The sequence below is a fragment of the Vreelandella maris genome (assembly GCF_013371085.1).
Classification (GTDB): domain Bacteria; phylum Pseudomonadota; class Gammaproteobacteria; order Pseudomonadales; family Halomonadaceae; genus Vreelandella; species Vreelandella maris.
Window position 1 is genome coordinate 91138 of record NZ_JABWCV010000011.1, and the last position, 25182, is coordinate 116319.

At 54.0% G+C, this 25182-nt stretch carries 22 protein-coding genes; 16 read left to right on the top strand and 6 right to left on the bottom strand.

Annotation, left to right across the window (positions count from 1 at the left end; all coding sequences use genetic code 11):
• Positions 1-32: 32 nt before the first annotated feature.
• Genes HUO07_RS11475 through pgaA form a run of 5 tightly spaced genes read right to left on the bottom strand, consistent with a single transcriptional unit; the run spans position 33 to position 6051 of the window.
• Positions 33-443: a hypothetical protein gene (locus HUO07_RS11475; RefSeq protein WP_176303689.1), complete on the bottom strand. Its 411-nt coding sequence runs from the start codon at positions 441-443 to the stop codon at positions 33-35.
• On the bottom strand, positions 433-933 hold the full coding sequence (locus HUO07_RS22215) for a hypothetical protein (protein ID WP_422822687.1): 501 nt from the start codon (positions 931-933) through the stop codon (positions 433-435). Before HUO07_RS22215 ends, HUO07_RS11475 begins: the two co-directional genes overlap by 11 nt.
• The gene (locus HUO07_RS22220) at positions 918-1670 is read right to left on the bottom strand and encodes a glycosyltransferase family 2 protein (protein ID WP_422822688.1); all 753 of its coding nucleotides are present in this window, start codon (positions 1668-1670) and stop codon (positions 918-920) included. Before HUO07_RS22220 ends, HUO07_RS22215 begins: the two co-directional genes overlap by 16 nt.
• A complete protein-coding gene (gene pgaB, locus HUO07_RS11485) occupies positions 1667-3628 on the bottom strand; it encodes a poly-beta-1,6-N-acetyl-D-glucosamine N-deacetylase PgaB (protein ID WP_176303690.1) in 1962 nt (653 codons plus the stop codon). Before pgaB ends, HUO07_RS22220 begins: the two co-directional genes overlap by 4 nt.
• Positions 3625-6051: a poly-beta-1,6 N-acetyl-D-glucosamine export porin PgaA gene (gene pgaA, locus HUO07_RS11490; protein ID WP_176303691.1), complete on the bottom strand. Its 2427-nt coding sequence runs from the start codon at positions 6049-6051 to the stop codon at positions 3625-3627. The genes pgaB and pgaA overlap by 4 nt, the downstream gene beginning before the upstream one ends.
• A gap of 340 nt (positions 6052-6391) precedes the next feature.
• On the opposite strand from pgaA, the gene HUO07_RS11495 reads away from it, so the two are divergent.
• Positions 6392-6808, top strand: coding sequence for a GFA family protein (locus HUO07_RS11495; protein WP_176303692.1), 417 nt, complete (start codon positions 6392-6394; stop codon positions 6806-6808).
• Between the two features lie 38 nt (positions 6809-6846).
• On the opposite strand, the gene HUO07_RS11500 is transcribed toward HUO07_RS11495, so the two are convergent.
• Positions 6847-7761 (bottom strand): LysR substrate-binding domain-containing protein, encoded by a 915-nt coding sequence (locus HUO07_RS11500; protein WP_176303693.1) that lies wholly within the window; start codon positions 7759-7761, stop codon positions 6847-6849.
• Between the two features lie 157 nt (positions 7762-7918).
• Here HUO07_RS11500 and leuC point away from each other — a divergent pair, with 157 nt between their 5' ends.
• The 15 genes from leuC to HUO07_RS11575 all read left to right on the top strand — a co-directional run bounded on the left by leuC (position 7919) and on the right by HUO07_RS11575 (position 25114).
• The gene (gene leuC, locus HUO07_RS11505; protein WP_176303694.1) at positions 7919-9370 is read left to right on the top strand and encodes a 3-isopropylmalate dehydratase large subunit; all 1452 of its coding nucleotides are present in this window, start codon (positions 7919-7921) and stop codon (positions 9368-9370) included.
• A 3-nt stretch (positions 9371-9373) separates the two neighbouring features.
• Positions 9374-10021, top strand: a complete 648-nt coding sequence (leuD, locus tag HUO07_RS11510; RefSeq protein ID WP_176303695.1) for a 3-isopropylmalate dehydratase small subunit — start codon at positions 9374-9376, stop codon at positions 10019-10021.
• 35 nt (positions 10022-10056) lie between these two features.
• Positions 10057-11136 carry a 3-isopropylmalate dehydrogenase gene (leuB, locus tag HUO07_RS11515; protein WP_176303696.1) on the top strand — a complete coding sequence of 360 codons (1080 nt, stop codon included), beginning with the start codon at positions 10057-10059 and terminating at the stop codon, positions 11134-11136.
• A 224-nt stretch (positions 11137-11360) separates the two neighbouring features.
• The gene (gene asd, locus HUO07_RS11520) at positions 11361-12473 is read left to right on the top strand and encodes an aspartate-semialdehyde dehydrogenase (protein WP_101145452.1); all 1113 of its coding nucleotides are present in this window, start codon (positions 11361-11363) and stop codon (positions 12471-12473) included.
• 182 nt (positions 12474-12655) lie between these two features.
• Positions 12656-14761: a type IV pilus assembly protein FimV gene (locus HUO07_RS11525; protein ID WP_176303697.1), complete on the top strand. Its 2106-nt coding sequence runs from the start codon at positions 12656-12658 to the stop codon at positions 14759-14761.
• A gap of 30 nt (positions 14762-14791) precedes the next feature.
• Complete coding sequence (truA, locus tag HUO07_RS11530) at positions 14792-15730, top strand: tRNA pseudouridine(38-40) synthase TruA (RefSeq protein WP_176303698.1); 939 nt, start codon at positions 14792-14794, stop codon at positions 15728-15730.
• Complete coding sequence (locus HUO07_RS11535) at positions 15727-16365, top strand: phosphoribosylanthranilate isomerase (protein WP_176303699.1); 639 nt, start codon at positions 15727-15729, stop codon at positions 16363-16365. The genes truA and HUO07_RS11535 overlap by 4 nt, the downstream gene beginning before the upstream one ends.
• A gap of 188 nt (positions 16366-16553) precedes the next feature.
• Positions 16554-17741 carry a tryptophan synthase subunit beta gene (gene trpB / locus HUO07_RS11540; protein WP_045812255.1) on the top strand — a complete coding sequence of 396 codons (1188 nt, stop codon included), beginning with the start codon at positions 16554-16556 and terminating at the stop codon, positions 17739-17741.
• A 23-nt stretch (positions 17742-17764) separates the two neighbouring features.
• A complete protein-coding gene (gene trpA, locus HUO07_RS11545; protein ID WP_101145448.1) occupies positions 17765-18568 on the top strand; it encodes a tryptophan synthase subunit alpha in 804 nt (267 codons plus the stop codon).
• A gap of 94 nt (positions 18569-18662) precedes the next feature.
• A complete protein-coding gene (gene accD, locus HUO07_RS11550; RefSeq protein WP_176303700.1) occupies positions 18663-19685 on the top strand; it encodes an acetyl-CoA carboxylase, carboxyltransferase subunit beta in 1023 nt (340 codons plus the stop codon).
• Entirely contained in the window at positions 19678-21021 is a 1344-nt protein-coding gene (gene folC / locus HUO07_RS11555) for a bifunctional tetrahydrofolate synthase/dihydrofolate synthase (RefSeq protein WP_176303701.1), read from the top strand. The genes accD and folC overlap by 8 nt, the downstream gene beginning before the upstream one ends.
• Positions 21008-21700 carry an SPOR domain-containing protein gene (locus HUO07_RS11560; RefSeq protein WP_176303702.1) on the top strand — a complete coding sequence of 231 codons (693 nt, stop codon included), beginning with the start codon at positions 21008-21010 and terminating at the stop codon, positions 21698-21700. The genes folC and HUO07_RS11560 overlap by 14 nt, the downstream gene beginning before the upstream one ends.
• A gap of 3 nt (positions 21701-21703) precedes the next feature.
• Positions 21704-22279, top strand: a complete 576-nt coding sequence (locus tag HUO07_RS11565; protein ID WP_008956201.1) for a CvpA family protein — start codon at positions 21704-21706, stop codon at positions 22277-22279.
• An 87-nt stretch (positions 22280-22366) separates the two neighbouring features.
• On the top strand, positions 22367-23887 hold the full coding sequence (purF, locus tag HUO07_RS11570) for an amidophosphoribosyltransferase (protein ID WP_008956202.1): 1521 nt from the start codon (positions 22367-22369) through the stop codon (positions 23885-23887).
• A 12-nt stretch (positions 23888-23899) separates the two neighbouring features.
• The gene (locus HUO07_RS11575) at positions 23900-25114 is read left to right on the top strand and encodes an O-succinylhomoserine sulfhydrylase (RefSeq protein ID WP_176303703.1); all 1215 of its coding nucleotides are present in this window, start codon (positions 23900-23902) and stop codon (positions 25112-25114) included.
• The last annotated feature ends 68 nt before the right edge of the window (positions 25115-25182 follow it).

Below are 25182 nucleotides of genomic sequence, written 5' to 3' on the forward strand. Positions count from 1 at the left end.
GCCATAGGCGGCCTGAATGGATGCTGGCGGTCTTAGTTGGTTGCTTGGTTGGTTATGCCGACTTTTTCTTGTTCGCGCATTTGGTAGCTTTCGATGTCGTTATCCATCTCGTTATACGTGTCGTTCTCTATTGTCAGCGTTGGCTGCTGGAAGTGGCGCAGCTGGCGCTTTAGGTAGCTGGTGTAGAGGTATCGGTTGTAAACCGCCCAGAAGTGAAAGGTTAGGAAGGTGACGACAAAGCCGATTAATACCACCTTGATCATGACCGAGGAATAGAGCTGTTCCACAATCGCTTCTTCCACGATGAAGAACATATACATCCTGGTTATTACCAACATCCACAGCACGAGGGTGGCGAGAGTGATTAAGATATCGCGTGTCCGATAGCCCCAGCCTTTTTGGCAAGGGTTATCGATGATGACGGGCACCAGTTTATTGTTCATTGAATTGCTCCCCTCGGTCAGGACTAGTCCATGTGGCGAGCCTTCCTTTTTGGCGCAGCATAGCTTTCGGGAAGGCAATTACAACGGTCGCCATATTGAGAATCCAATAGGCGAACGGGTACCAGATACTCCAGTAAACGCAGCGGAATATCTCTTTGTCGTAGCGACTGTCGATATAGAAGCTGACGGTGAACTGGATGAAGCTAATAGCGATGAGGATGCTGCCAAAATAAGAAAGCAGCGTAGCGGTGATAGGCCACGACATGGGCACAAAGAACTGAGAAACCAGCCAAGCAAAAAGCAAAGTAATCACTGAGTAACACCACACCACGCTGACGATGTACTCCAGCATCAGCAGCCAGAAGCGGCGGTTTTTCCAACGAATGGTTTGCGTGAAGTAGCGCAGAAACACTTCGCCGCCACCTTGCGCCCAACGCAGCCGCTGCTTGAAAAGCCCGCGTAGCGTTTCCGGCATCAGTACCCAGCACATGGCCCTGGGTTCATAGCGAACTTGGCCACCTGCCAGCTGACATCGATGTCCTCGGTGATCATGTCGGTATTCCAGCCACCGACCTCTTCCAGCGCTTTGCGCCGGAACGCGCAGATGACGCCTGAAATGGTGAACACCATTCCATAGATGCGCTGGGCGCGTTTGATCAGGCCGATGATGGCGGAGAACTCGCCGGTCTGGATCTTGCCAATAGCGGTCGAGCGGGTCCTGACCCGTGGGTTGCCGGTAACCCCACTGACCTTTGGGCTACTGAGAAAGTGACTGACCATATAGCCAATCGCATCGTAGTCGAGTATCGCATCGCCATCGATGCCCACGATGATATCGCCGGTGGCTTGGCTCAAACCGTTGTTCATGGCGCTGGCCTTGCCTTGGTTAGCTTGATGCAGCACCTTTAGGGCGGGGTATTGAAGCACTAAGGCGTCAAGCCGACTGGCAGTGTCATCTTTGCTGCCATCGTTAATGGCGATAACTTCCATGAACGGGTAATTCTGTTTAAAGAGGTGATAAATGGTCTCATCCACATTGGCCCCTTCGTTATAGCAGGGCAACAGCACAGTTACCTTCGGGGCATTTTCATCCCACGTGAAGGTGGTGGGCCAGGGCTGCTTGCGCTCCCAGTGAACGTAAAAGTAGATGCCCCCGCATATCCATATGGTTGCCATCAGGCTGGGGTAGCCGAGGGTAAAGATGGCTAGGTGGTCGAGTATGTTCATTGGATGGCCCTGAATCGACGTCCGATGGAAAATACCGGTCTCATCACATTGATATCAGGATGGTTTTGATGAAAATCATCCGGATAGTAGCCAATGTTTTTAATGCCTTCTTCGCGCAGTATGCGTACCCACTGGGCTATCTCTGCACTGGGAATGGGGGTTTGGGTGTGCCAATCCTGAGCTTGTAGCTCGAACACCAGTTGGTCAGCGCTAACCTGTTCCAGCGAACGCCGGGCTAGGCTTCTCAGCCACTGGTTGGGGTTCTCGGCTTTTTCCATATAGGGCATGGCCATCACGGCAACGAAGTCATAAGCCGAGGCGAAATTCTGCATGTCTTGGGCAAACCAACGCTTGCTGCGCGGCTCCATCACCGTGACGGCATACAGGTTGCGAGCGGTCGTGAATACCTTGTTGTCGCGCTGGCGATAGTAGTTAGCTGCTTTCTCCAGCTCTAGTGTGAAATCGGTCAGGTGTTCTCCCTTAAAGCGGGCCCAGGTGGCCATCAAGTTTTCGTCGTTACGAATGGCGTTAATATCGCGGGGTAACGACGCCCGCTCATAGGCGTCCAATGCCGCGGGGCTAGCATCTTCAAAGTCGGTAAAGAAGGCGTCATCGTGAAACAGCAAGCCGTCGAACTTGGTTAGTCGGCCAAGATCGAGATAGATTTCACGAATGGTGTTGCGGTTTTCTTGTACGTAAGGAGAAAGCCGACGATATTGATCGGGCGACTCCTGGCCCGTTCTTACATCGGTGACGTATTGATAACCAGAGCCAAGATCAAAAGATAGTACCGGCATCCATGCGTAAACCTTCACATTGGCACGTTTCTTTAACTGCCAAGCAACCCGATTAAAAAGGTCGGCTCTGACAGGTAAATGGCGGTTGGGAAAGTAAAGTGCATCGGCTACGCCGTCGCCATCCGGGTCTGCATAGGCCTGAAGGTAAACGGTGCTAACGCCGTAGCGAGAAATGCGCTCAATCAATCGGTCAAGGTTTTGCTCCTGTTGAATGGGATCTGGGTCAAATACGTAATCCAAGTCAACGTGCACGATACGCAGATCGTCATTATCCCAAACGCGGTTAGAGAGAATCTCCTCAATTGTTTCCAAGGTGGTTTCCTGGTCAATCAGGTAGCGGTTAATGCTGCGCATGGGGTCATTAAGCTGGTTGGGCTCACCGAGTAGGCTGAAGGTGTACTTCATGCCATATTCGGAGGCGATATTGAGCGTCGCTTCACTGTAAGCGCCGTAGGGCCATACCATCACGCGCGGACTCTTGCCTATTTTTTCTTGGAATTGCTGCTGTGTCCGTGCCATATCATTGCGTATGCGTTCGATGTAGTCCGCTTCGCTTTCATAACCATTGCCCGCGTTCCAAATGCTAGTCACCGCAGCTGCTTGCTCATTGCCCATCGGGTTACCGATAGCGCCGTAGTGAAGGTTGTAAGTGTGGGAGGCAATTTCTACCAGCGGTGATTCATCCAAGGTTTTAACTTGTTCCCAGGATAGAAAGCGTTCGCGGGGGAGGGTGATTTTGCCGTAGGGCACTCGTCCGCCTGCTGGCACATCCAGCCAACTGCCTACCACTGCCTGCACCGCAGGGAAGTCGTATAGCTTGAGCAGCGGGAAAACAATATCGTAGAAGCTGCGATAACCGTCATCGAACGTCAGCAGTACCGCTTTGTCAGGCAGGGGTTGCCCGCCCGCTTTGGCATCGATGATCTGCTGTAGGCTCACTGGTTGATAGCCGCCTAAGGCAATCAGGTTGAAGTGTTCGACTAGTCGGCCACGCGTAATCGTCTGTGAATAAATATCTAGATCGGGCGTGACCGTGGAGTCCACGACATCGTGGTAGCTGATCACCACATAATCATCCGCTGAGCGTGCGGCTTGAGCCTGCTGAATATTGACGATAACAAGCAGAACCGCGCTCATCATAATGACGCGCCAGAGTGTCATAGGAATCTCCATACAAAACCGGCTGAAATAACGTTGTCGTATTCAGGAACGCCGTCGTAGACGGCTCTTTCGCGGGCGATGCCGTATTCAAAGTTCACGTTGGGGGCTAACTCCCAGCTATGTTGGTAACCAATTGACCAGGTGTTTTCGCTGTCGAAGTCTTCTTGCCAGTAGCGGCCTGAACCTAGGGAAACGGTTTGGATAAAGGACTGCCGGTAATCGATCGGGATCTCATAATTAACTGACAGGACGCCTGCTAAACTGGCATCGCGCTCTGGATTGTAATAGCTGGCTTCAACGTCATCGTTGCGTGATGCAGAAGCTTGAACCCCGCCATTAACCTGCCAGCGGTCCAGGTGGTAGAGCGTTTGGTTCCAGTAGCCGAAAACGGATTGCCGAAGGTTGCTATCGTCGAAATCCGTGGCCATGACGCCGAGCGCACCTGCGCCGCGCTCATCTTTTCGATAGGCCACTTCAGCCCGGTAGCGGTCGGCATTGATACCGTCCCGCAGCGCCCGCAGCGGTGTATCAGTGGTGTTGATTTCGACACCCAGCGTCGTGGTGATGTGATCCGTTGGGGCGTACTGCAGTTCGGCAAGCGCCAGGAAGTCCTCGTTAAGCTGAGACCCATGGCCTGCCGCCAGCGTTACCGTGGCGGGGTGCAGGTTCCATTCGTAACCCGCCACGTTGTAAGAAGCATAAAGATCCTCATCTTCAAACTCCCCATACTGGCCAATGCGTTGAGCAAAAGGGCGGGAACCGTTGTCATTACGAGGTCCTTCCAAAAGTACTTCATAGCGCCACTCACGAGATGCCTGCGTGCCGCTACCTTGGCCTTTGCTACGCTCGACGGTGGAGCTTAGTTGCGGTGCACGCTGTTCTCGCCACTCGCGGGCCATATCGTCCCGTGATGCGCTTGGTCGTGCGGTTGCAATTTCTGTTGCTATCTCGCTGGTCGTGCCTTTCCATTGGCCACGCTGTAACCGCGAAAGCAAGACACCATGTTCGGCGACTTCTTGCTGATCAGGAGGCAATAAGGGCATCGCTTGCTGATAAGACTCCTCGGCTTTTCGTGGCCAGCCTCTGGAGCGTTCGATATCGCCTTTGATGATCCATAAGTAAGGGTCAGCTGGCGCTTGAGCCTGATACGCGGCAAGGCGTTCGCTGGCCTCAGCTTCACGGCCGCGCCAGGCATCAAGTAGCACTTCTAACAGTAATACTTTCTGGTAGTTGGGGTTTTCGATACGAACGGTTTGAGTGAAGTCCAAGCGTTGCTCGGGCTCACTGGCACGCCACTGTTCTAGCAACTTATCCGCATCACGAAAGCGCTGGGCGTCGGTATAGCTGTAGAACAACCCTTCATTAAGCGGGTCGTCAGGGTTTGTGGCCTGCTTGGGAGATTGCCGAATCAGGTTTTCATAAAGCGTGATGGCCTCTTCTGGGCGGCCCATCCCATTAAGCGCATGGGCTCTGGCACGAGCAACGTAGCTGGGTAGCTGGCCGTGTTGATTCTCTAGTCTCACCGCCAGCGCTTCAGCTTCAGAGAAGCGCCTTAATTCAGCTAGAGCCACTACCTTGTCGTATTCGGCAATGGTAATGAGTTCCTGGGGGGCATCCGGTGCGCTCAGAACACTATTCAGCTGCTCTAGGCCACTGCGGGTTCTTGAGGGTTGGTCGGTGTGAATACCCAGGCGTATATCGGTTACCCCTTCATAATAAGTAAGCCATAGGCGGTCACTATCGCTGAAAACCTCGGGGTTCATTTCCATAATACGGCGTGCTGCAGAGCTAGCACCCAAGCCTACCGCCAGCCGATAAAGGGCTTGTAGCTCACTCGTGTTACTGGGGTCTTCCGCGATCAACGATTGGCGGGCATCCAGTTCTTGTGTGGCATTGGCGGTTTTTGCTGCTAAATAGCCCCTTGCCTCAAGGCCCGCCGTCGTTGTACCCGCTACTTGGTTGTATTGCTGTAGAGAGATATCCGCCAAGGTATAATTTTCCATATCCGTATGGACTAACGCCTGCCCTAGCCATCCCTGAGCGTTGGAAGGATCACGGTAGGTAAGCGCTCGAAACAGTTCCAGCGCCTGATCGTAATCACCTGCACTGCGTGCCGCCCCTGCTAGGTTGGCGAGTTCTGAATCGCTGTAATTTTCTGTTAGGCACCAATCGCAAACGGCGAGTGCTTCCTGGTGGCGTCCGGCTCGCACCAGCAGTGCTACCAAATCCTCACGAACACGAATATCGCGTGTTTGGTAATAAAGCGTTTTTAAACCGTCGATTGATGTTTCCAGAGCTCCCTGGCGTGCTTGGATAACTAATGCTTCGCGTTGCGCATCGGTCGTCGTTTGCCCATACGCTACGCCCGATGTTAAGCAGGCGAGCAGGCAAATCGGCAGTAGGGAGCTAGGACGATTTTGCATGGTGATACTCCTACCCAGAAAGCTAATGACCACAGGTTTGTAATCAAATGTATATTTCTAGTGTATAGGAGTGGCTTTAAGTAAATATTAGAATAAAACGTGAACTTGAAGAGGGATATCATCAGCCAAACAGCTGAGATAATTCATCACACCCCCATGAGAGCGGCCCTATAGGGGTGATTAAAGAGGTTGATACCTTTCTCTAAAAGATTTTTTTGGTTCTTAAAATAGTGCCAGTCACTTTTAGGCTATCTTGTGGTGATGAGTTTTCAGACAGTTTATTCATCAGAAAATTCTATTTTAATTACACAATGTTACAAATTTAGAAGGAGTCGTGATAATGGCTATTTCTCATCAGGGAACTTGTCTCTGCGGCACTGTTAGCGTCACTGTTACCACCAAAAGCAACCATGTCGGCGTTTGTCACTGCTTGATGTGTCGAAAGTGGGGAGGTGGCCCGATGTTTGCCGTTGACTTTGCAGAGGATGTGGATTTTAAAGGCGCAGAGCACATAGCGACGTTCAGTTCATCAGATTGGGCTGAGCGTGGTTTTTGTCGGCAGTGCGGTACGCACCTGTTTTATCGGTTAAAGCAGAATGGGCACTACGCGCTTCCCGTGGGCCTTCTGGATAGCACTGATGCGTGGAAAATAACCGAGCAGATATTTATAGAGCAAAAACCTGCTTACTACTCTTTGGCGGAAAAAACCAAGCAGCTAACCGGTAAAGAAGCATTTGCGCAGTACGACCAGCAATAACTTTGGTTGAGGCAGTAACCTTTGATGAATAAGGCGCTTTATTGAGCCTCTTTGTTCTCCCGTGCTGCCTCTAGCTGCTCAATCATGCGACGCGCTGCGTTGGAAAGCGTCCGGTTGGTATGCACCAAATACCCCAACGGGCGTTGGATAGGGGCAGTATCGACGTTAAGCTCTACTAGCTCACTATCGACCATCTTTTCCGGTAGTAGGCTCCAGCCCAAACCAACGCTGCACATCATCTTGAGTGTTTCTAAATAGTTGGTTGCCATGCTAACCGGGAGCTGTAAGCCTGCTTCCGCAAAGCGTTGGGCAATGAGCGAACCGGTAAAGGTTTTGGCGCCGGGCATGACGCAATTAAAGTCACACAGGGCGGCAAGCGATAGCATGTTTTGGCTCTTCTGTGCTTGGGTTTTGGCATGCGAGGCAAGTGGATGGTCAGCCGCGCAGGTAAAGCAGAGCCGATCACGCCATAGCTCGACGACTTGCAGCTGTTCGTGAGGCTGCGGTGCTAGGGTTACCACCGCCATTTCCAACGTGCCATCCAGCACACCCTGGTAAGCCTGCTCAGAATCCAGAAAGTGCAGGTCGAGCTCGACTTCTGGGTGGCGCTGGGTGTACTGCTTTAAGAGCGGTGGTAAACGGTGCAGGCCAATATGGTGGCTGGTGGCCAGGGTTAATTTACCGCCAACTTGGCCCGAAAGATTCGCCAGGGCGCGGCGGCTATCTTCCACGGTCAACAGAATGCGCCGCGCTTGGGGTAGCAGAACATTACCGGCTTCGGTTAGAGCGATGCGCCGACCAATGCGATCAAACAGCCGAGTGCCCACCTGGGATTCCAGAGTAGCAATGCGTTTGCTGATGGCCGGCTGGGTAAGGTGAAGCTGCTCCGCGGCACGTGAGAAGCTTTGGGTATCGGCCACGGCCATAAATGCTTGGAGGCTTTGAGTATCCACTGAGGCTCTCTGATCAGGTATTCCAATATGGAATCTAAACTATGAATAACATGAATTGCTTTTATGCGCGAGTCGCGTGACACTCTTGCTATCGCCATATAAGCAGCACACAGAGGCTGCCATACCGAACTAGCAGGGCACTGCCCGGGAGAGCCACATGTCAGGTCAAACTCTTTACGACAAGCTTTGGAATCAGCACTTGGTGAAACAGCGCGATGACGGCACCGCGTTAATCTACATTGATCGCCAATTGCTTCATGAAGTGACTTCGCCCCAGGCGTTTGAAGGGCTTCGCCTGGCAAACCGTAAGCCGTGGCGCCTGGATGCCAACTTGGCAACACCAGACCACAATGTGCCCACTACGGTTAAAGAGCGCGCTGAAGGCAACAGCGGCATCAAAGATTCGGTATCGCTGATTCAGGTACAGACCCTGGACGACAACTGCCTTGAGTACGGCATTGAAGAGTTCAAAATCAACGACCCGCGCCAGGGCATTGTGCACGTGGTGGGCCCCGAGCAGGGTGCAACACTGCCGGGCATGACCGTAGTGTGCGGCGACTCCCACACCGCGACTCACGGTGCCTTTGGCGCTTTGGCCCACGGTATCGGCACCTCGGAAGTCGAGCACGTCATGGCGACCCAATGCCTGTTGGCGCAAAAAATGAAGAATATGCAGGTACGTGTGGAAGGCGAGCTAGGCCTCGGTGTGACGGCCAAAGATGTGGTGCTGGCGATTATCGGCAAGATTGGCACCGCTGGCGGCACCGGCTACGCCATTGAGTTTGCCGGCAGCGCAATTGCCTCGCTCTCCATGGAAGGCCGCATGACAGTGTGCAACATGGCTATCGAAGCAGGTGCTCGGGTAGGTTTGATTGCCGTGGACGACACCACCATTGATTACCTTGGCAAGCGCCCCTTCGCGCCGACTGCTGAGCAGTGGGAAGCCGCCGTGGCAGACTGGCGCAATCTGGTGTCTGACGACGATGCGCAGTTCGATAAAGTGGTTACTTTGCAGGCTGAAGAGATCGAGCCGCAGGTTAGTTGGGGCACCAGCCCAGAAATGGTCACCGGTATCTCAGGCCAAGTGCCTGATCCGCTCGCAGCGCTGGATGAAACCGTGCAGCGCAGTCATACCCGCGCGCTGGAATATATGGGTCTTCAGGCCAACCAGAAAATCACCGATATCAAGCTGGATAAAATCTTTATCGGCTCTTGCACTAACTCGCGTATCGAAGATTTGCGTGAAGCCGCCAAAGTCGCCAAGGGCAATAAAGTGGCTGATTCGATCAAGCTGGCCATGGTGGTGCCGGGTTCTGGCTTGGTGAAACGTCAGGCGGAAGCGGAAGGTTTGGATAAAATTTTCATTGAAGCAGGTTTTGAGTGGCGTGAGCCGGGCTGCTCGATGTGTTTGGCCATGAACGCGGATAAGTTGGGCGCGGGTGAACACTGCGCCTCTACTTCCAACCGCAACTTTGAAGGGCGCCAGGGCTATGGCGGCCGCACGCACTTGGTCAGCCCCGCCATGGCAGCGGCAGCGGCGATCGCCGGTCACTTTGTTGACGTTCGCAGCTTACCCGCTAACGATGCCACTCACGCTCAGGAGGCCTAAGCCATGAAAAAGTTTGAACGTTTTGAAGGCGTGGTAGCGCCCCTTGATCGCGCTAACGTCGACACCGATTTGATTATCCCCAAGCAGTTTTTGAAGTCGATCAAGCGTACCGGCTTTGGCGTTAATCTGTTTGACGAACTGCGCTATTTGGATGAAGGTCAGCCGGGCCAGGACTGCTCGCAGCGTCCGCTGAACCCAGATTTCGTCTTGAATCAGCCGCGCTTTAAAGGCGCTGAAGTATTGCTGGCGCGGCGCAATTTTGGTTGCGGTAGCTCTCGTGAACACGCGCCGTGGGCGCTGGAAGATTTCGGTTTCAAAGTGGTGATTGCCCCCAGCTTTGCCGATATCTTCTACAACAACTCATTCAAAAACGGCATTCTGCTAATCACCTTCCCAGAAGACGTGGTGGATCGCCTGTTCACCGAGGTGGACGCCAGCGAAGGCTACCAGTTGGATGTGGATCTAGAGAATCAGCGGGTGATTACTCCCAGCGGCGAGATTTTAGAGTTTGACGTGGATGAGTTCCGCAAACACTGCTTGTTGGAAGGGCTGGACGATATTGGCCTGACGCTGAAAGACGAAGACGCCATCCGTGCTTTTGAGCAGAAGCATAAAGCGGCGCGTCCGTGGTTGTTTCGTCAGTCTGCGTAAGCCAGCCTTCTATCATTAAACGCTAAGGATTCAGCATGACCCATAAAGTATTGCTTCTGCCGGGCGACGGTATTGGCCCCGAGATTGCGGCCCAGGCGGCACGCTTGTTAAAAGCTTGCCAAGAAGCGGGCTTGGATATTGAAGTAGAAGAGGGCTTGGTGGGTGGTTCTGCCTATGATGTCCATGGGGAGCCGCTGCCCGCGGAAACACTGGAAAAAGCCAAAGCAGCCAGCGCTATTTTGCTGGGTGCGGTAGGTGGCCCCAAGTGGGATAAAATCGAAAATCTTGCCAAGCGTCCTGAAAAAGGGCTGTTGGGCTTGCGTAAAAACCTGGGGTTATTTGGGAACCTGCGCCCGGCAATGCTCTATCCGCAGCTCGCCAGCGCCTCCAGCCTCAAGCCTGAACTAGTTGCCGGGCTGGATATTATGATCGTTCGCGAGCTGACGGGCGGGATCTACTTCGGCCAACCCCGCGGCATTGAAGTCCGTAATGGCGAGCGCGTAGGTTTTAACACCTATATTTATTCTGAAAGCGAAATTGAACGCATTGGCCGTGTTGCGTTTGAAATGGCTCAGAAGCGTGGCAAGAAGCTTTGTTCTGTCGATAAAGCTAACGTGCTGGAAGTCACCATTCTATGGCGGGAAGTCATGGAGCGTTTGGCACCGGAGTATCCGGACGTAGAGCTTACCCACATGTATGTGGATAACGCCGCCATGCAGCTGGTGCGTGCACCGAAGCAGTTTGACGTGGTGGTCACCGGTAATATGTTTGGCGATATTCTCTCTGATGCCGCCGCTATGCTCACCGGCTCTATCGGCATGCTGCCTTCAGCTTCCCTAAATGAAAGTGGTCAGGGCATGTATGAGCCGTGCCACGGCAGCGCGCCGGATATCGCGGGTCAGAATGTAGCAAACCCTTTAGCCATGATGCTTTCAGTGGCCATGATGTTGCGCTACTCACTGAATGAGAATGCTCTGGCGGAGCGTATTGAAGCCGCGGTGGGCAGCGTATTGGATGATGGCCTGCGCACTGCGGATATCGCCTCAGAAGGCATGCAGACCATCGGCACCGATGCCATGGGTGATGCAGTGTTGGCGGCGTTTGCTAAGCAGTAAGTGACGTTGGCTGGGCTATCCCGGCGATAGGCCTACGAGGGGGCGCTGTGAACCCCTCCATGGGCGCTACATTTGCCATCCATGGCAAATGACCCCCTCTACGACCTATCCCCGGCGCCCTGGATTACGCAGTCGTTATTACACCACTGGTCAATGTGGTTTCAAAAATCAGCGTAAAGAAGTGTGTATAATATAGAGACTCATTCTTTGCAGGAGGACTTCATATGTTGAAAGTCGGTTTCGTGGGATGGCGCGGTATGGTGGGCTCTGTACTTATGCAGCGCATGCTGGACGATGGTGATTTTAACGGCATTGAGCCGGTGTTCTTCACCACCTCCCAGGTTGGCCAGCCCGGCCCCGATATCGGTGTGGATGTGCCTCCGCTTAAAGACGCCTTCGATATTGAAGCGCTCAAAGCGCTGGATGTCATCGTCACTTGCCAGGGCGGTGATTACACCAAGCCTGTCTACAAAGATCTGCGCAGTGCAGGCTGGAAAGGCTACTGGATTGACGCCGCCAGCACCCTGCGCATGGAAGATGAAGCGACGATCGTGCTGGACCCGGTTAACCGCAAGGTTATCGATGACCAGCTGGCTAAAGGTGCCAAAACATTTGTTGGCGGGAACTGTACTGTAAGCCTGATGTTGATGGGCTTGGGCGGTTTGTTTGAAGCCGATATGGTTGAATGGATGACCTCCATGACCTATCAGGCGGCTTCTGGCTCAGGCGCTAAGCACATGCGCGAGCTGCTCAACCAAATGGGGCAGTTACACGACAGTGTTGGTGAAGAGCTGAAGGACACCTCCAGTGCGATTCTGGATATCGATCGCAAGGTAACCGCCGCAATGCGTGGTGGCGATTTCCCGATCGATAACTTCGCCGCACCATTGGCAGGTAGTCTGCTACCGTGGATCGATAGCAAGCTGGAAAGCGGTCAGAGTCGTGAAGAGTGGAAGGCCAGTGTTGAGACCAACAAAATTCTTGGCCTCGGCAACAATCCTATCCCCATCGATGGTCTTTGTGTTCGTATCGGTGCCATGCGCTCGCACAGCCAGGCGTTCACCATCAAGCTGAAGCACGATGTACCGCTGGATGAGATCGAAGATCGCATTGCCAAGCACAACGAATGGGTCAAGCTGATCCCGAACGACAAGGATGCGACCATTGCTGGCCTAACACCTGCCGTTGCCACTGGTACGCTACAGGTGCCGGTTGGCCGCCTGCGTAAGCTGCAAATGGGGGGTGAATACCTCTCCGCGTTTAGCGTCGGTGACCAACTGCTTTGGGGCGCAGCAGAGCCTCTTAAGCGGATGCTGAAGATCCTGCGCGAGCAGTAATTGTTCGCTGTAATACGCTAGTCGAAAACGGGAAGCTGTTTGCAGCTTCCCGTTTTTTTACGCTGCTATTAATCACAGTAGTGGGAAATACGGCTTTATTTCGTTAAGTTATGATAAAAAAGACGTAATACAATAAGCTTGCATCCATGGTAAAAAAGTAAGTAGGCGATCAGGGATCATTCATGAAAAAGACACTGACATGGATTACATGGCTCTCATTGAGTGCAGTGAGTCCTTTTGCACTAGCCGTTGGGCTGGGGCAGGCGAGTGTCAGCTCGTATCTGAATGCGCCTCTAAATGCTTCCCTTCCATTGCTGGAAAGCAGTGACTACGCCCTTGACGATATCCAGGTCAGCGTCGCCGAACCGGCAGATTTTGCCGCCGCGGGTCTTGAGTGGACGCCCCTTGCCGCCAGTGTTAGTGCCCAGATTGTAGAGCAGCAAGGACAACGACAAGTGCGTTTAAGCTCCGGTCAAACGATGCAGGAGCCTTGGCTTGACTTGCTGCTGGCGGTTGAGTTTCCGGGCGGCCAACAATTTCGTGACATCACCTTGCTGTTCGATCCCCAGGGCTATTCCCAGCAAGGGCAGGGCCAAGGCACTGCTCCCAACGCTGTGCCAACAACGAGTGACGCAGCGACTCCTCCGGTAGTTGAAGCCAGATCAGCGGCACCACCCGTGGTAAGCGAGCGTGGCAATGGCAGCAGCGCGTATGTGGGTAGCGGCGATACGCTATGGGGCATCGCAGAGCGCGTTAAACCCCCTCAAGCTAGCGTTCAGCAGATGATGGTGGCGCTACTGGAAGTCAATCCAGACGTTTTTCCTAGCGGCAATATAAATGATATGCGTGCAGGCCAAACGCTGAGTGTCCCTGATACTGAGCGAATTTTAGCGCGCTCCCATCTTGATGCTGATGCCGCTATGAAAGCGATGAATGAAGCCTGGCGCGCTCGCCGCAACGGCTCATTGGAGGCAGTGTCGTTACCTGAAGTTGAAGCCGACACAGTTTCAAACATCGCTATAGCCGCTGCCCAAACCCTTGAGGCTTCTGGCGTAACTGAGCCAGACAGCGCGCTTGCCGCGGGTGGCGCTGAACAAAATGAGCGAGAAGCAAACGAGCCCGCAGTAAACGACCCCGCAGTAAATGACCAAGCTGCACTGGAAGAGGCTGCCGACGAGCCCGAGGCGCTAACCCGGGCAGAATTAACCGAGCAGCTGCGCCTAAGCCAAGCGACGCTTCAGCAGGTAATGGAAGAGCGCGCGTTAATGCGCGCCGAGCTTAATGCGCTGCGTAGCGAAGTGGCCTCGCTAACTCAGGCATTGAGCGATGCGTTGGCTGCTCAAGAGCAGTCACCAGAGCCACTCATTGCCAGCATGGACGAGATGGGTAGCCCGGGAGTAGCTGCCTTAGTTGAGCGTTATCAGTGGCCGCTCGCGTTAGCTGCCATCGCGCTGCTTCTGGGGGTGTTGGTATGGCTGCGCAAGCGACGTGAAGAGGCCTGGGAAGATGTCCCGCTCGCTGAGCCAGTAACAAAGCCAACAGTCGCGCCTAGTACTGCACCTAAAGCAGCCGCTAAGACAGCGCCGATGCCTGAGGGTGTTCCTGTTGCGTACCCAATCCATTCGAATGATGACGACGTAGAAGAGCCGCATCATCAAAGCGAGCCACAGGTCGCCATCGAAGATGAGCCCGAGATTTCTTACGCCAGCGCAGCGTCAACGGCGAACTCCGATCAGTGGTTAATTAATGAGCAAGCGCAAGCGCCCGAGCAAGATGACACGCTTCGCTATGAAAACAGCTATGAAACAAACAATGAGAATAGTTATGAGAATAGCTATGAAAAAAGCCAGGCATCCGGGTTGGCTGAGCAGGGGCGCCAGCGTCGCTTAGGTCTGCATGTTGCCTCCGATAACGGTTTTGATCACTTGTCATTAGCGCCGCCGCTAAGCCCAGCGCCCATGCGTTTGTTGCTGGCTTCTCTCAGTGGTGATTTAAAATCGGCTGAGCCAGCGGCGCCTGCTGATCATGTACAGCCAACCGAACGCGCCCTCAAAGAGTCTGAGGATGCCGAGCATCGCTTTATCGATTACCACCCGCCCACTTTAATGAACACGCCAAGTAGCCAAGAAGGCCCGCGCACAGAAACCCCAATGCAGCCTACGGTAGAGTTCTCCAGTCAGCATGACGCCGAACCTGTTTCTCCTGCGAAACAACCGCGTCTGCCAATTGAAGAGGAGTGGGAAATTGAAGAGGTAGCATTCAAGCCGCGAGGTCTGGATAATAGCTAACCTTCAAAATCTTCAAAATGATGTGGCTTGATGACGCTGTTCTATCACTTCGATGAGAAAATTCCGCTTACGGGGCGTTTGGCAATGGGTATCGAGTATGACGGTACCCATTACTGCGGCTTTCAGCGCCTTAAGCACGCCGCATCTGTTCAGGCTTCGCTAGAGGCTGCGCTGGCCAAGGTAGCTAATGAACCTATTAGAGTGCACGCTAGCGGACGCACCGACTCTGGGGTGCACGCCACTCGGCAAATTATCCATTTTGATCCGCCAGTAGGGCGCTCCGAAAAAGCCTGGATATTTGGTGCCAACACCCATTTGCCCCGTGATGTGGCCGTGCGCTGGGTGAAACCAGTGGGCGACGACTTTCATTCACGCCTGTGCGCCCTGGGGCGACGCTACCGCTACGTGCTGCTGAACCAGATTAGCCGCCCCGTATTGGAACGCGCTAATGTCACCTGGTGTCGTGACCCGCTAGATGCCGATGCCATGCATCGAGCCGCTCAGGCGCTGGTAGGGGAACATGATTTTTCGAGCTTCCGTGCCGCTGGCTGTCAATCAAAAACCCCCTGGCGGCATATGCACTTTGTCGACGTAAAGCGCTACGGCCAGCTAGTCATGATTGATATTCAAGGCAATGCGTTTCTACACCATATGATCCGCAATATTGCCGGTGCGCTGGTGAGCGTTGGCCGCGGTGCTCAAAAAGAAGCCTATATTGGTGAACTTTTAGCGCTTCAAAACCGTCGCAAAGGCGATGTCACGGCGCCCGCCTGCGGGCTGCATTTTGTTGATTCGGTATACGATGAGCGCTTTGATCTGCCCAAAGAGCCGTTAGGGCCGCAACTACTCGCGTTTACTGGCGAGTGGACAGGTGAGCGCGAGCTCCCAGATACGCCCCGGGTCGCCTATCGTCGCAACCGTTCACTAAGCAATACGGCCATTAACCCTGAACAGGAGGCGCCTTTATGAGTACGTTGCCGTTTCTCCGTACGCGCATTAAGTTCTGTGGTTTCACCCACGGTGAGGATATTGATCGTGCCGTGGCGCTAGGGGTGGATGCCTTAGGCTTTGTGATGTGGCCGAACAGTGCCCGTAGTGTGGATATCGAACAACTGGCGGTGCTTTCAGCGCGCGTGCCAGCATTTGTGACCCGCGTAGGGCTGTTTGTAGATCAGTCTGATGAGTTGATTGAGCGCTGTCTGCCCTATTTAGATATGCTCCAGTTTCATGGTAGCGAAACACCTGATGCCTGCCAGCGCTATTCGCTACCCTGGATGAAAGCGCTACGCATGCGCGATGAAATAGATTTAGCACATGAAGCTGAACGCTATCATGGGGCTCAGGCGTTGCTGTTAGATGCTTACCGGCCGGGAGTGCCGGGCGGCACAGGGGAGACCTTTGATTGGTCGAGAATCCCCGCAAATCTAGCAAAACCTGTTATCCTCGCCGGTGGGTTGAGTGCTGATAATATCGCTGACGCAGTGCGCCAGGTAGCGCCTTATGCGGTGGATGTATCCGGCGGTATTGAAGCCTCCCACGGCTGTAAAGATGCCGAGAAGATGGCGTCTTTCGTTCGTCATGTGGCGTTAGCCGACGCCCGTTAGCGCTCTTTGCACACGTTTAGATAGACGCAGTTCATGTATGTTGCCTATGGGTATTTTATCGAGCTACGTTGTTAAGTTGATTCATTTATTGGTTGCCTGTTCTGGCGATCTTGTGAGGTGTCTCTGTGACCGCTTCTGAAACCGTTTCTAACACTGTACTGAAAACAAAGTTCAGTGACCTGACCCGAATGCCGGATGCCCGTGGTCATTTTGGCCCCTACGGCGGTCGGTTTGTGTCAGAAACCCTCAGCTTTGCTTTGGAAGAGCTGGAAAAAACATATTTCAGCTTACGTGATGACCCCGACTTCCAAGCTGAGTTTGACTATGATCTTGCCCACTATGTGGGGCGCCCGTCGCCGCTTTATCATGCCAAACGCTGGTCGGAAAGCCTTGGTGGCGCACAGATTTGGCTGAAGCGGGAAGACCTGAATCACACCGGCGCTCATAAGGTCAACAACACCATCGGCCAGGCGCTACTGGCAAAGAAAACCGGTAAGCCGCGCATTATTGCTGAAACGGGGGCGGGCCAGCATGGCGTTGCCTCCGCTACTGTTGCTGCTCGCCTTGGGCTTGAGTGCGATATTTATATGGGGGCGGAAGACGTCCAACGCCAGAAGCTAAACGTCTATCGTATGCGCTTACTGGGGGCACGGGTTATTCCGGTAGAGTCCGGTACGCGTACGCTTAAAGATGCCATGAACGAAGCGCTGCGTGACTGGGTCACCAACGTTGATAACACTTTCTATATCATCGGTACCGTGGCTGGCCCACACCCTTATCCGCTGCTCGTACGTGATTTTAACGCGGTCGTAGGCCGTGAAGCGCGTCGCCAGTCGTTGGAGCAGATCGGCCGTTTGCCAGATGCGCTGATTGCCTGTGTTGGGGGCGGCTCGAATGCCCTGGGGCTGTTCTATCCGTTCGTTGAAGATGATGACGTTGCTATGTACGGCGTAGAAGCCGGTGGCGATGGGGTTGAAACGGGCCGCCACGCGGCACCGCTGGCGTCCAACGCCCCGCGCGGTGTGCTACACGGTAACCGCACCTATTTAATGTCCGATGAAGCGGGTCAGGTGTCAGACACACACTCCATTTCAGCCGGCCTGGATTACCCGGGCGTAGGTCCGGAGCACGCCCTGTGGAAGGATGTTGGCCGTGTTAAATATGTGGTGGCTAACGACAACGAAGTGCTGGAAGCGTTTCGTGAGTTGACGCATATGGAAGGCATAATGCCTGCTCTTGAGTCGGCTCATGCGCTGGCCCATGCCAAGGTATTGGCGCCGACCATGCGACCTGACCAACATATCGTGGTCAACCTTTCTGGGCGTGGCGACAAAGACATCATGACCGTTGCTAAGATTGATGGCATCGAATTTTAAGGTCAGCTTTTTTAAGGGCGAGCATGAACCGTATTGATCAGCGTTTCAGTGAACTTAAACAGCAGGGCCGCAAGGCTCTGATCCCTTACATCACCGCGGGGGACCCAGCACCGCAGTATACGGTGGGCTTTATGCACGCACTGGTAGACGCTGGTGCCGATGTCATTGAACTTGGCGTGCCTTTTTCCGACCCAATGGCCGATGGCCCAGTGATTCAGAAAGCCTGTGAACGTGCGTTAAAGCAGGGCACTCGGCTGGTTGACCTGATGCAAATGGTCAAAGAGTTTCGCCAAACCGATACCACGACGCCGGTCGTGTTAATGGGATATTTAAATCCTATTGAGCGGATTGGTTACGAGAACTTTGCTGACCAAGCTGCCAGTGTCGGCGTCGACGGCGTGTTGATTGTCGATATGCCGCCGGAAGAAGCCGATGAAATTGGCCCATTGCTGAAATCTCGTGATTTAGCGGCGATTTTTCTCGTTGCGCCTACCACTTCTAACGAGCGTGCCGCTACAATATGCGCCCATGGCGAGGGCTACTTATACTATGTTTCGCTGAAAGGCGTGACAGGCGCTGCCACCCTGAATGCCGAAGACGTAGCCGAGCACTTGGCTCCACTGCGTGGGATGACCGATTTGCCGCTTTGCGTTGGTTTTGGCATTCGTGATGGCGTTACGGCCGCGGAAGTGGCTAAAGTCGCCGATGGTGTAATTGTAGGTAGCGCCTTGGTTAACCGTATCGCCGAAAGCTTGGATGCGCCGGAAACCATTGCGGGCCAGTTGAAAAGTGTATTAGCAGAAATGCGTACGGCGATGGATGCCTAAAGCTAAATGCTTTATCGCCTATACTTAACAGTTTGACGACACTCATCAAGCCTGGTTTTGCCAGGCGTTGACGTATAACGGAAGCCTTTTTGATATGAGCTGGTTAGACAAGATCGTACCCTCCATGGGTCGTATCCAGCGTAAAGACCGTCGCGCTAGCGTTCCCGACGGCCTCTGGCGTAAATGTCCCAAGTGCGAAGCGGTTCTCTATCTTCCTGAGTTAGAGAAACACAATAGCGTCTGCCCCAAGTGCGATCACCACCTGCGCTTGACGGCGCGTAAACGCTTGGACTGGTTCTTGGATAAAGCTGGACGCGAAGAGATCGCGGCGGAAATCGAACCCAATGATCGATTGAAGTTTCGCGACTCTAAAAAATACAAAGACCGCCTGACTGCAGCGCAAAAAGACACCGGTGAGAAAGACGCATTGGTTGCCATGCGTGGTGAGCTGGACGGTTTGCCTGTAGTAGCGGTTGCCTTTGAGTTCACCTTTATGGGCGGCTCAATGGGGGCGGTGGTAGGCGAGAAGTTTGTGCGTGCCGCTACGCTCGCACTGGAAGAGAATATTCCACTGGTGTGTTTTGCAGCTTCGGGCGGTGCGCGTATGCAGGAAGCGCTCTTCTCGTTGATGCAGATGGCCAAAACTTCTGCGGCGCTTGAGAAGCTCAAGCAGGCGGGAGTGCCGTATATTTCAGTGCTTACTGATCCTGTCTTTGGCGGCGTTTCAGCCTCGTTGGCTATGCTTGGTGATTTAAATATTGCCGAACCCAATGCATTGATTGGCTTCGCTGGCCCACGGGTCATCGAACAAACGGTGCGTGAAACTCTACCAGAAGGGTTCCAGCGCAGTGAGTTTCTGCTTGAGCATGGCACTGTCGATATGATCGTTCATCGTCATGAAATGCGTGCCCGCGTGGGCAGTGTGCTGCGTAAACTGACTCATCACGATGCTACGCCAGTTAGTTCGTTGTCGACTGATGATACGGACGTTTCAGAACCTATCGTTGAAGAGGCAGCGTTAGCGGACACTGCTGACGTCACTTTTGAAAGCATTGAGCCGCCTAAGAAGGACACTTCCTCTACCGCTAAGAGTGACGACCATACACGCAATGCCTGATTCTTTGCAGCCAGACTCTTTGTCGCCCTTGTCTTTAAACCAATGGCTTCAACATTTGGAAACGTTGCACCCGGTCGGAATCGATATGGGCCTGGAGCGGGTTTCCAAAGTGGCAAAGCGTATGAGGCTGCTTTCAAGCCCGATTGCTCCCCGAGTTATTACCGTGGCGGGAACGAATGGCAAGGGCTCAACCCTTGCCATGATCGAGAGCATTGCCCGTGCCCACGGTTGGCGGGTGGGTACCTATACGTCACCCCACTTATTGCGCTACAACGAACGCGTCAAAATCGACGGTCAGGAAGCTGAAGATCAACTGCTCGTAGAAGGTTTTGAGCACGTTGAGCGAGCACGCTTGCAGGATGAGGAAATCAGCCTGACCTATTTTGAGGCGGGCACACTGTGCGGTCTGTGGTGCTTGGCTAACGCAGAACTTGATCTTGCGGTACTTGAAGTAGGTCTTGGCGGTCGACTTGATGCGGTCAATATCATTGATGCAGATGTGGCCATCGTCACCACGATTGCTCAGGATCATGCTAACTTTTTAGGCACCGATCTGGCTCAGATTGGGCGCGAAAAAGCCGGTATCTTCCGTGCTGGCAAGCCAGCCGTATTAGGCAGTCAAGCGTTACCAGTAAGCGTTTTCGAATGCGCACAGTCGTTAGCAGCGCCTAAGTTTGCATTAGGGCAGCAGTTTACCCACCAAACCATGGGTGAAGAGTATTCCAATTGGCGCTGGCAGGGGCAGCAAGCGGACGGCACAAGCATCGTCGTTGACGCGCTTCCTGACCCTGGGCTGCCTATCGATAATGCGGCGACTGCATTACAAGCGCTCGTACTTGCCGGAATGGCGTTGGTGCCCGCTCATGTAAAAGTAGGGCTCGCGACGGTGCAACTGGCTGGGCGGCTACAATGGATTGGTCCATGGTGCCTGGATGTGGGGCATAATCCGCATGCCGCCGAGTACGTCGCTCGCCACTTACCGTCACCGCCCGAAGGGGGCCAGCAGTGGGGCCTTATCGGCATGTTGAATGATAAGGATATTGACGGTGTCATACAGGCATTATCTGCCCGCATCAGCGATTGGGTATGCGTGTCGCTGACAGGCGAACGAGGTTGCCTGGCAAGTGAGTTGTCGCAACGTATTATAGCTCAGGGAGGGCGGGTGCACTTTTGCGCAGAGTCGCCGCACGCTGGCGCCGATTGGCTCGCTAAGGTGTTAACGCCCAATGATCGTGTCTTGGCCACCGGGTCGTTCTTTACTGTAGCGGCACTGCTAGCTCGGCCACTGCCAACAGGCGCCGCGTCGCTTGATGGAGACGGAAATGAAATACGGTAAAACCGAACGCATTAGCGGTATTGTAATTTTGCTCGCGTTGCTGGCGATCTTTGTGCCGTGGCTAATGAGTGACCCGGCACCCAGAGAAGAGCGTCCCCAGCCGAGCTTTGTCATTGAGCAGCCGGTTGAGGTGGAGCGTCGTAATGTACCCGCACCAGAAAGGCCCTCAACCATTGAAGAGCCCGCATTATCTTCAGCACCCAGTGACGATAGTGACGACGGCTCTATCCCTATTGATGCCAACCCGCGAGCGCCGCAAACCGATCAAATCGCTGCTTCAAACCAGTCACCTTCTAGCGCAGAAGCGGCAGGCTCGAGTGAGCCCGACGAGGCGCTATCTACTCCTGATAGCGACCCCATCGCTGATTTAATTGCCACCAATAGTGGCAGTGGTCAAAGCAGCTCTGGAAGCGAGTCACAAAGCGCTTCTAGTCCTTCTTCCAGCGCCCAAGGGGAGTGGGCGGTGCAAGTGGGCAGTTTCGGTGAGCCAGCGAATGCCCAGCGACTCAGCGCACAACTGTCAGAAGAGGGGTTTAGCGTTTATCAACGTGAGCGTGATAACAATATGACCACTGTATTTGTTGGCCCTTATGCCACCTCCGAAGACGGTGAATCCGCCATGTCCTCGATCAAAGAACGCGCCAATGTTCAGGGCCTTCTTGTTCGAGTAAGAGACTAAACCATGGCGTTAACATGGATTGATGCGGTGTTCTTGGCCGTGCTGGCGTTATCGATGCTAGCCGGTTTCGTAAGAGGATTTGTACGCGAAGCATTGGGCTTGGCCGCCTGGGTCGTCGCGTTAATGGTGGCCCGGGTGCTCGCCGAGCCGGTGGCGGAACTGATGAGCGGGTTTATTGAAAGCTTTGATGCCCGCCTGGTGCTCGCTTTCGTGCTGGTGATTTTTGCCGTCATTTTACTCTGTGGCATCGTGATCCGATTGGTGCACGCTGCCGTAGAGTGGGTCGGCATGGGCTTGTTGAACCGCGTGGCGGGGGCCGCTTTCGGTGTTGCCCGCGGGGCGGTTGTTTTGCTTGTGGCGACGGTGCTGATTACGCTCACCCCGTTATCTGAGCTACAGGCGTGGCAACAGGCGGAGCTGCGGCCGACCTTTATCCAACTGCGCGATTGGGCGGTGAGTCAGTTAAACCAGTGGGATCGCGAGCTGCCTGATGCGCCGTCGTCACTACGAGATATTTCTCTGCCTGCGTTGCGCCTGCCTGGTGCAGCGGAACGTGAAGTTATCCCGACAGGTGATTGACCTGTTACTGAAGTCGATTCTACGAACGTACGGGCTTGCTTAGGTAAGTGACTTAGGTAAGCCATGGCATTAAGCGAGGTAACGTGAATGTGCGGTATAGTGGGCCTTCTAGGCAAACAGGCGGTAAATCAGGGAATCTACGATGCCCTGACCGTACTTCAGCATCGTGGCCAGGACGCTGCCGGCATGATGACATGGAGCGAGGGACGCTTCTTACTGCGCAAGAGTAACGGATTGGTTCGTGACGTATTCCACACCCGCCACATGGCTCGCCTGAAAGGCAACCTGGGCATTGGTCATGTACGTTATCCGACGGCAGGCTCATCAAGTGAAGCAGAGTCGCAGCCGTTCTATGTCAACTCGCCTTATGGTATTGCGCTGGCGCATAACGGCAACCTGACCAACTCCGAGCAGTTGAAACAGGAGCTGTTCTCAACCGATTTACGCCACATCAATACCAGTTCCGATTCTGAAGTACTGCTCAACGTCTTTGCCCATGAGCTTGGCAAGCAAGGCTTACACCTGGAAGCGGAAGACATCTTTGACGCCGTGCGTCGCGTTCACCGTCGCTGTAAAGGTGGCTATGCCGCCGTGGCGATTATCAATGGCTTTGGCATGGTGGCGTTCCGCGACCCTTTCGGTATTCGCCCGGTAGTCTTCGGTACCCGCGAAGAGGAAAACGGTCAAGCGGTTATGATCGCCTCCGAATCCGTTGCGTTGGATGTCGGTGGCTTTGAACTTGAGCGTGATCTGTCGCCTGGTGAAGCTATTTTTGTCGATATCGAAGGCAATATTCATACTCAAGTCTGTGCTGATCGTCCGCTGCTTCGCTCGTGCATTTTTGAACATGTTTACTTAGCGCGCCCAGACTCGCTGCTGGACGGTGCCTATGTTTACGGTACCCGGATGCAGATGGGCCGTAAGCTGGGTGATCGAATCCTCAATGAATGGCCGGATCATGATATTGATGTGGTCATTCCTATTCCCGACACGTCGCGCACCTCTGCCCTCGAAATGGCACAGCACCTTGGGGTGACCTATCGCGAAGGGTTTATGAAGAACCGCTACATTGGCCGTACCTTTATTATGCCGGGGCAGACTCAGCGGAAGAAATCGGTACGTCAAAAGCTCAACGCCATCGACGTTGAGTTTAAAGGCAAGAACGTGCTGCTGGTGGATGACTCCATCGTGCGCGGCACGACCTGTAAGCAGATCATCCAGATGGCGCGTGATGCCGGTGCCCGTAAGGTCTATTTTGCCTCGGCGGCGCCGCCGGTTCGCTTCCCCAATGTGTATGGCATCGATATGCCCGCCGCGTCTGAGCTGATTGCCCATGGCCGTAGCGAAGAGGAGGTCGGTGACTTAATTGGGGCTGACCGCATCTTCTATCAAAACCTGGAAGATCTAAAAGCGGCGTGTCGTGAAGTGAATCCTGAAATGGAAGAGTTCGATTGCTCGGTGTTTGACGGCAACTACGTCACCGGCGATATCGACGACGCTTATTTGGCCGCGCTTGAAGCTAGCCGTAATGATTCTGCCAAGGATCAGAGCGCTGGCGATCACGCTCTTGTCGATATGCACAATCAAGACGATGACCTGGACGATTAGGAGTGAAGCCTTATGCATGATGACAATCACCAGGAAGACGGTCACCAGGATGAATGGTCATTAGAGACACTGGCGATCCGGGCAGGCCATCAGCGCACCTTTGAGCAGGAGCACTCGGAGCCTATTTTTCCGACCTCAAGCTTTGTCTATGAAAGCGCTGCAGAAGCGGCGCGTAAGTTCGGTGGCCAAGAGCCGGGTAACGTTTATTCGCGCTTTACCAACCCGACAGTGCATACCTTTGAGCGTCGCCTAGCGGCGCTTGAAGTCGGCGAGCGCTGTGTTGCCACCAGTTCGGGCATGTCGGCCATTCTGTCGACAGCGTTGGCATTGCTTTCCGCAGGGGATGAAATTGTGGCCTCCCGGTCGCTATTTGGCTCAACGGTTAGTCTGTTCGATAAGTATTTAGGCAAGTTTGGTATTACCACGCGTTATGTCGAGCTTTCCAATGCCGCTGCATGGGAAGCGGCGATCACGCCCAAAACGCGTCTATTGTTTGCCGAAACGCCCTCGAACCCGCTGTCTGAAATTGCCGATATTCCGGCCCTGGCCGCTTTGGCCAAACGTCACGACGCGCTGCTGGCAATTGATAACTGCTTCCTCACACCGGCCCTCCAGCAGCCGTTGGCGCTAGGTGCTGACCTAGTCATCCATTCGGCGACTAAGTATTTGGATGGGCAGGGCCGTGCCATTGGCGGGGCAGTAGTGGGGAGCCATGCGCTGCTTGAAGAAGTGTTCGGTGTGGTACGTACCTGCGGCCCGTGCTTGAGCCCTTTCAATGCCTGGATATTCACCAAAGGGTTGGAAACACTATCATTGCGTATGAAAGCGCATTGTGAAAATGCCTTGATCCTTGCCCGCTGGTTAGATGCACATCCGGCGGTGAACCGCGTGTTCTATAGCGGCCTGGAGGATCATCCACAGCACGCCTTGGCCAAACAGCAGCAAAAGGGGTTCGGCGCCGTATTGGGCTTTGAAGTGAAGGGCGGTCAGGAAGGAGCGTGGCAGGTAATTGATGCGACTCGCATGCTTTCGATAACGGGTAATTTAGGTGATGTTAAAACCACGATTACCCACCCGGCCACCACTACCCATGGGCGTCTTTCTGATGACCAAAAGGCCGCTGCCGGTATCGCCCCTGGCTTGATCCGAGTCGCGGTAGGGTTAGAAAGCCAGGAAGACATTCAGCGTGATTTAGCCCGTGGACTGGATGCCCTGGCTGCGAGTTAACTAGCCGCTTGATAAGCAAAACCGGCCCAGCAGTTGGCCGTTTTTTTTCTGCGCCAATCTCAATCAGC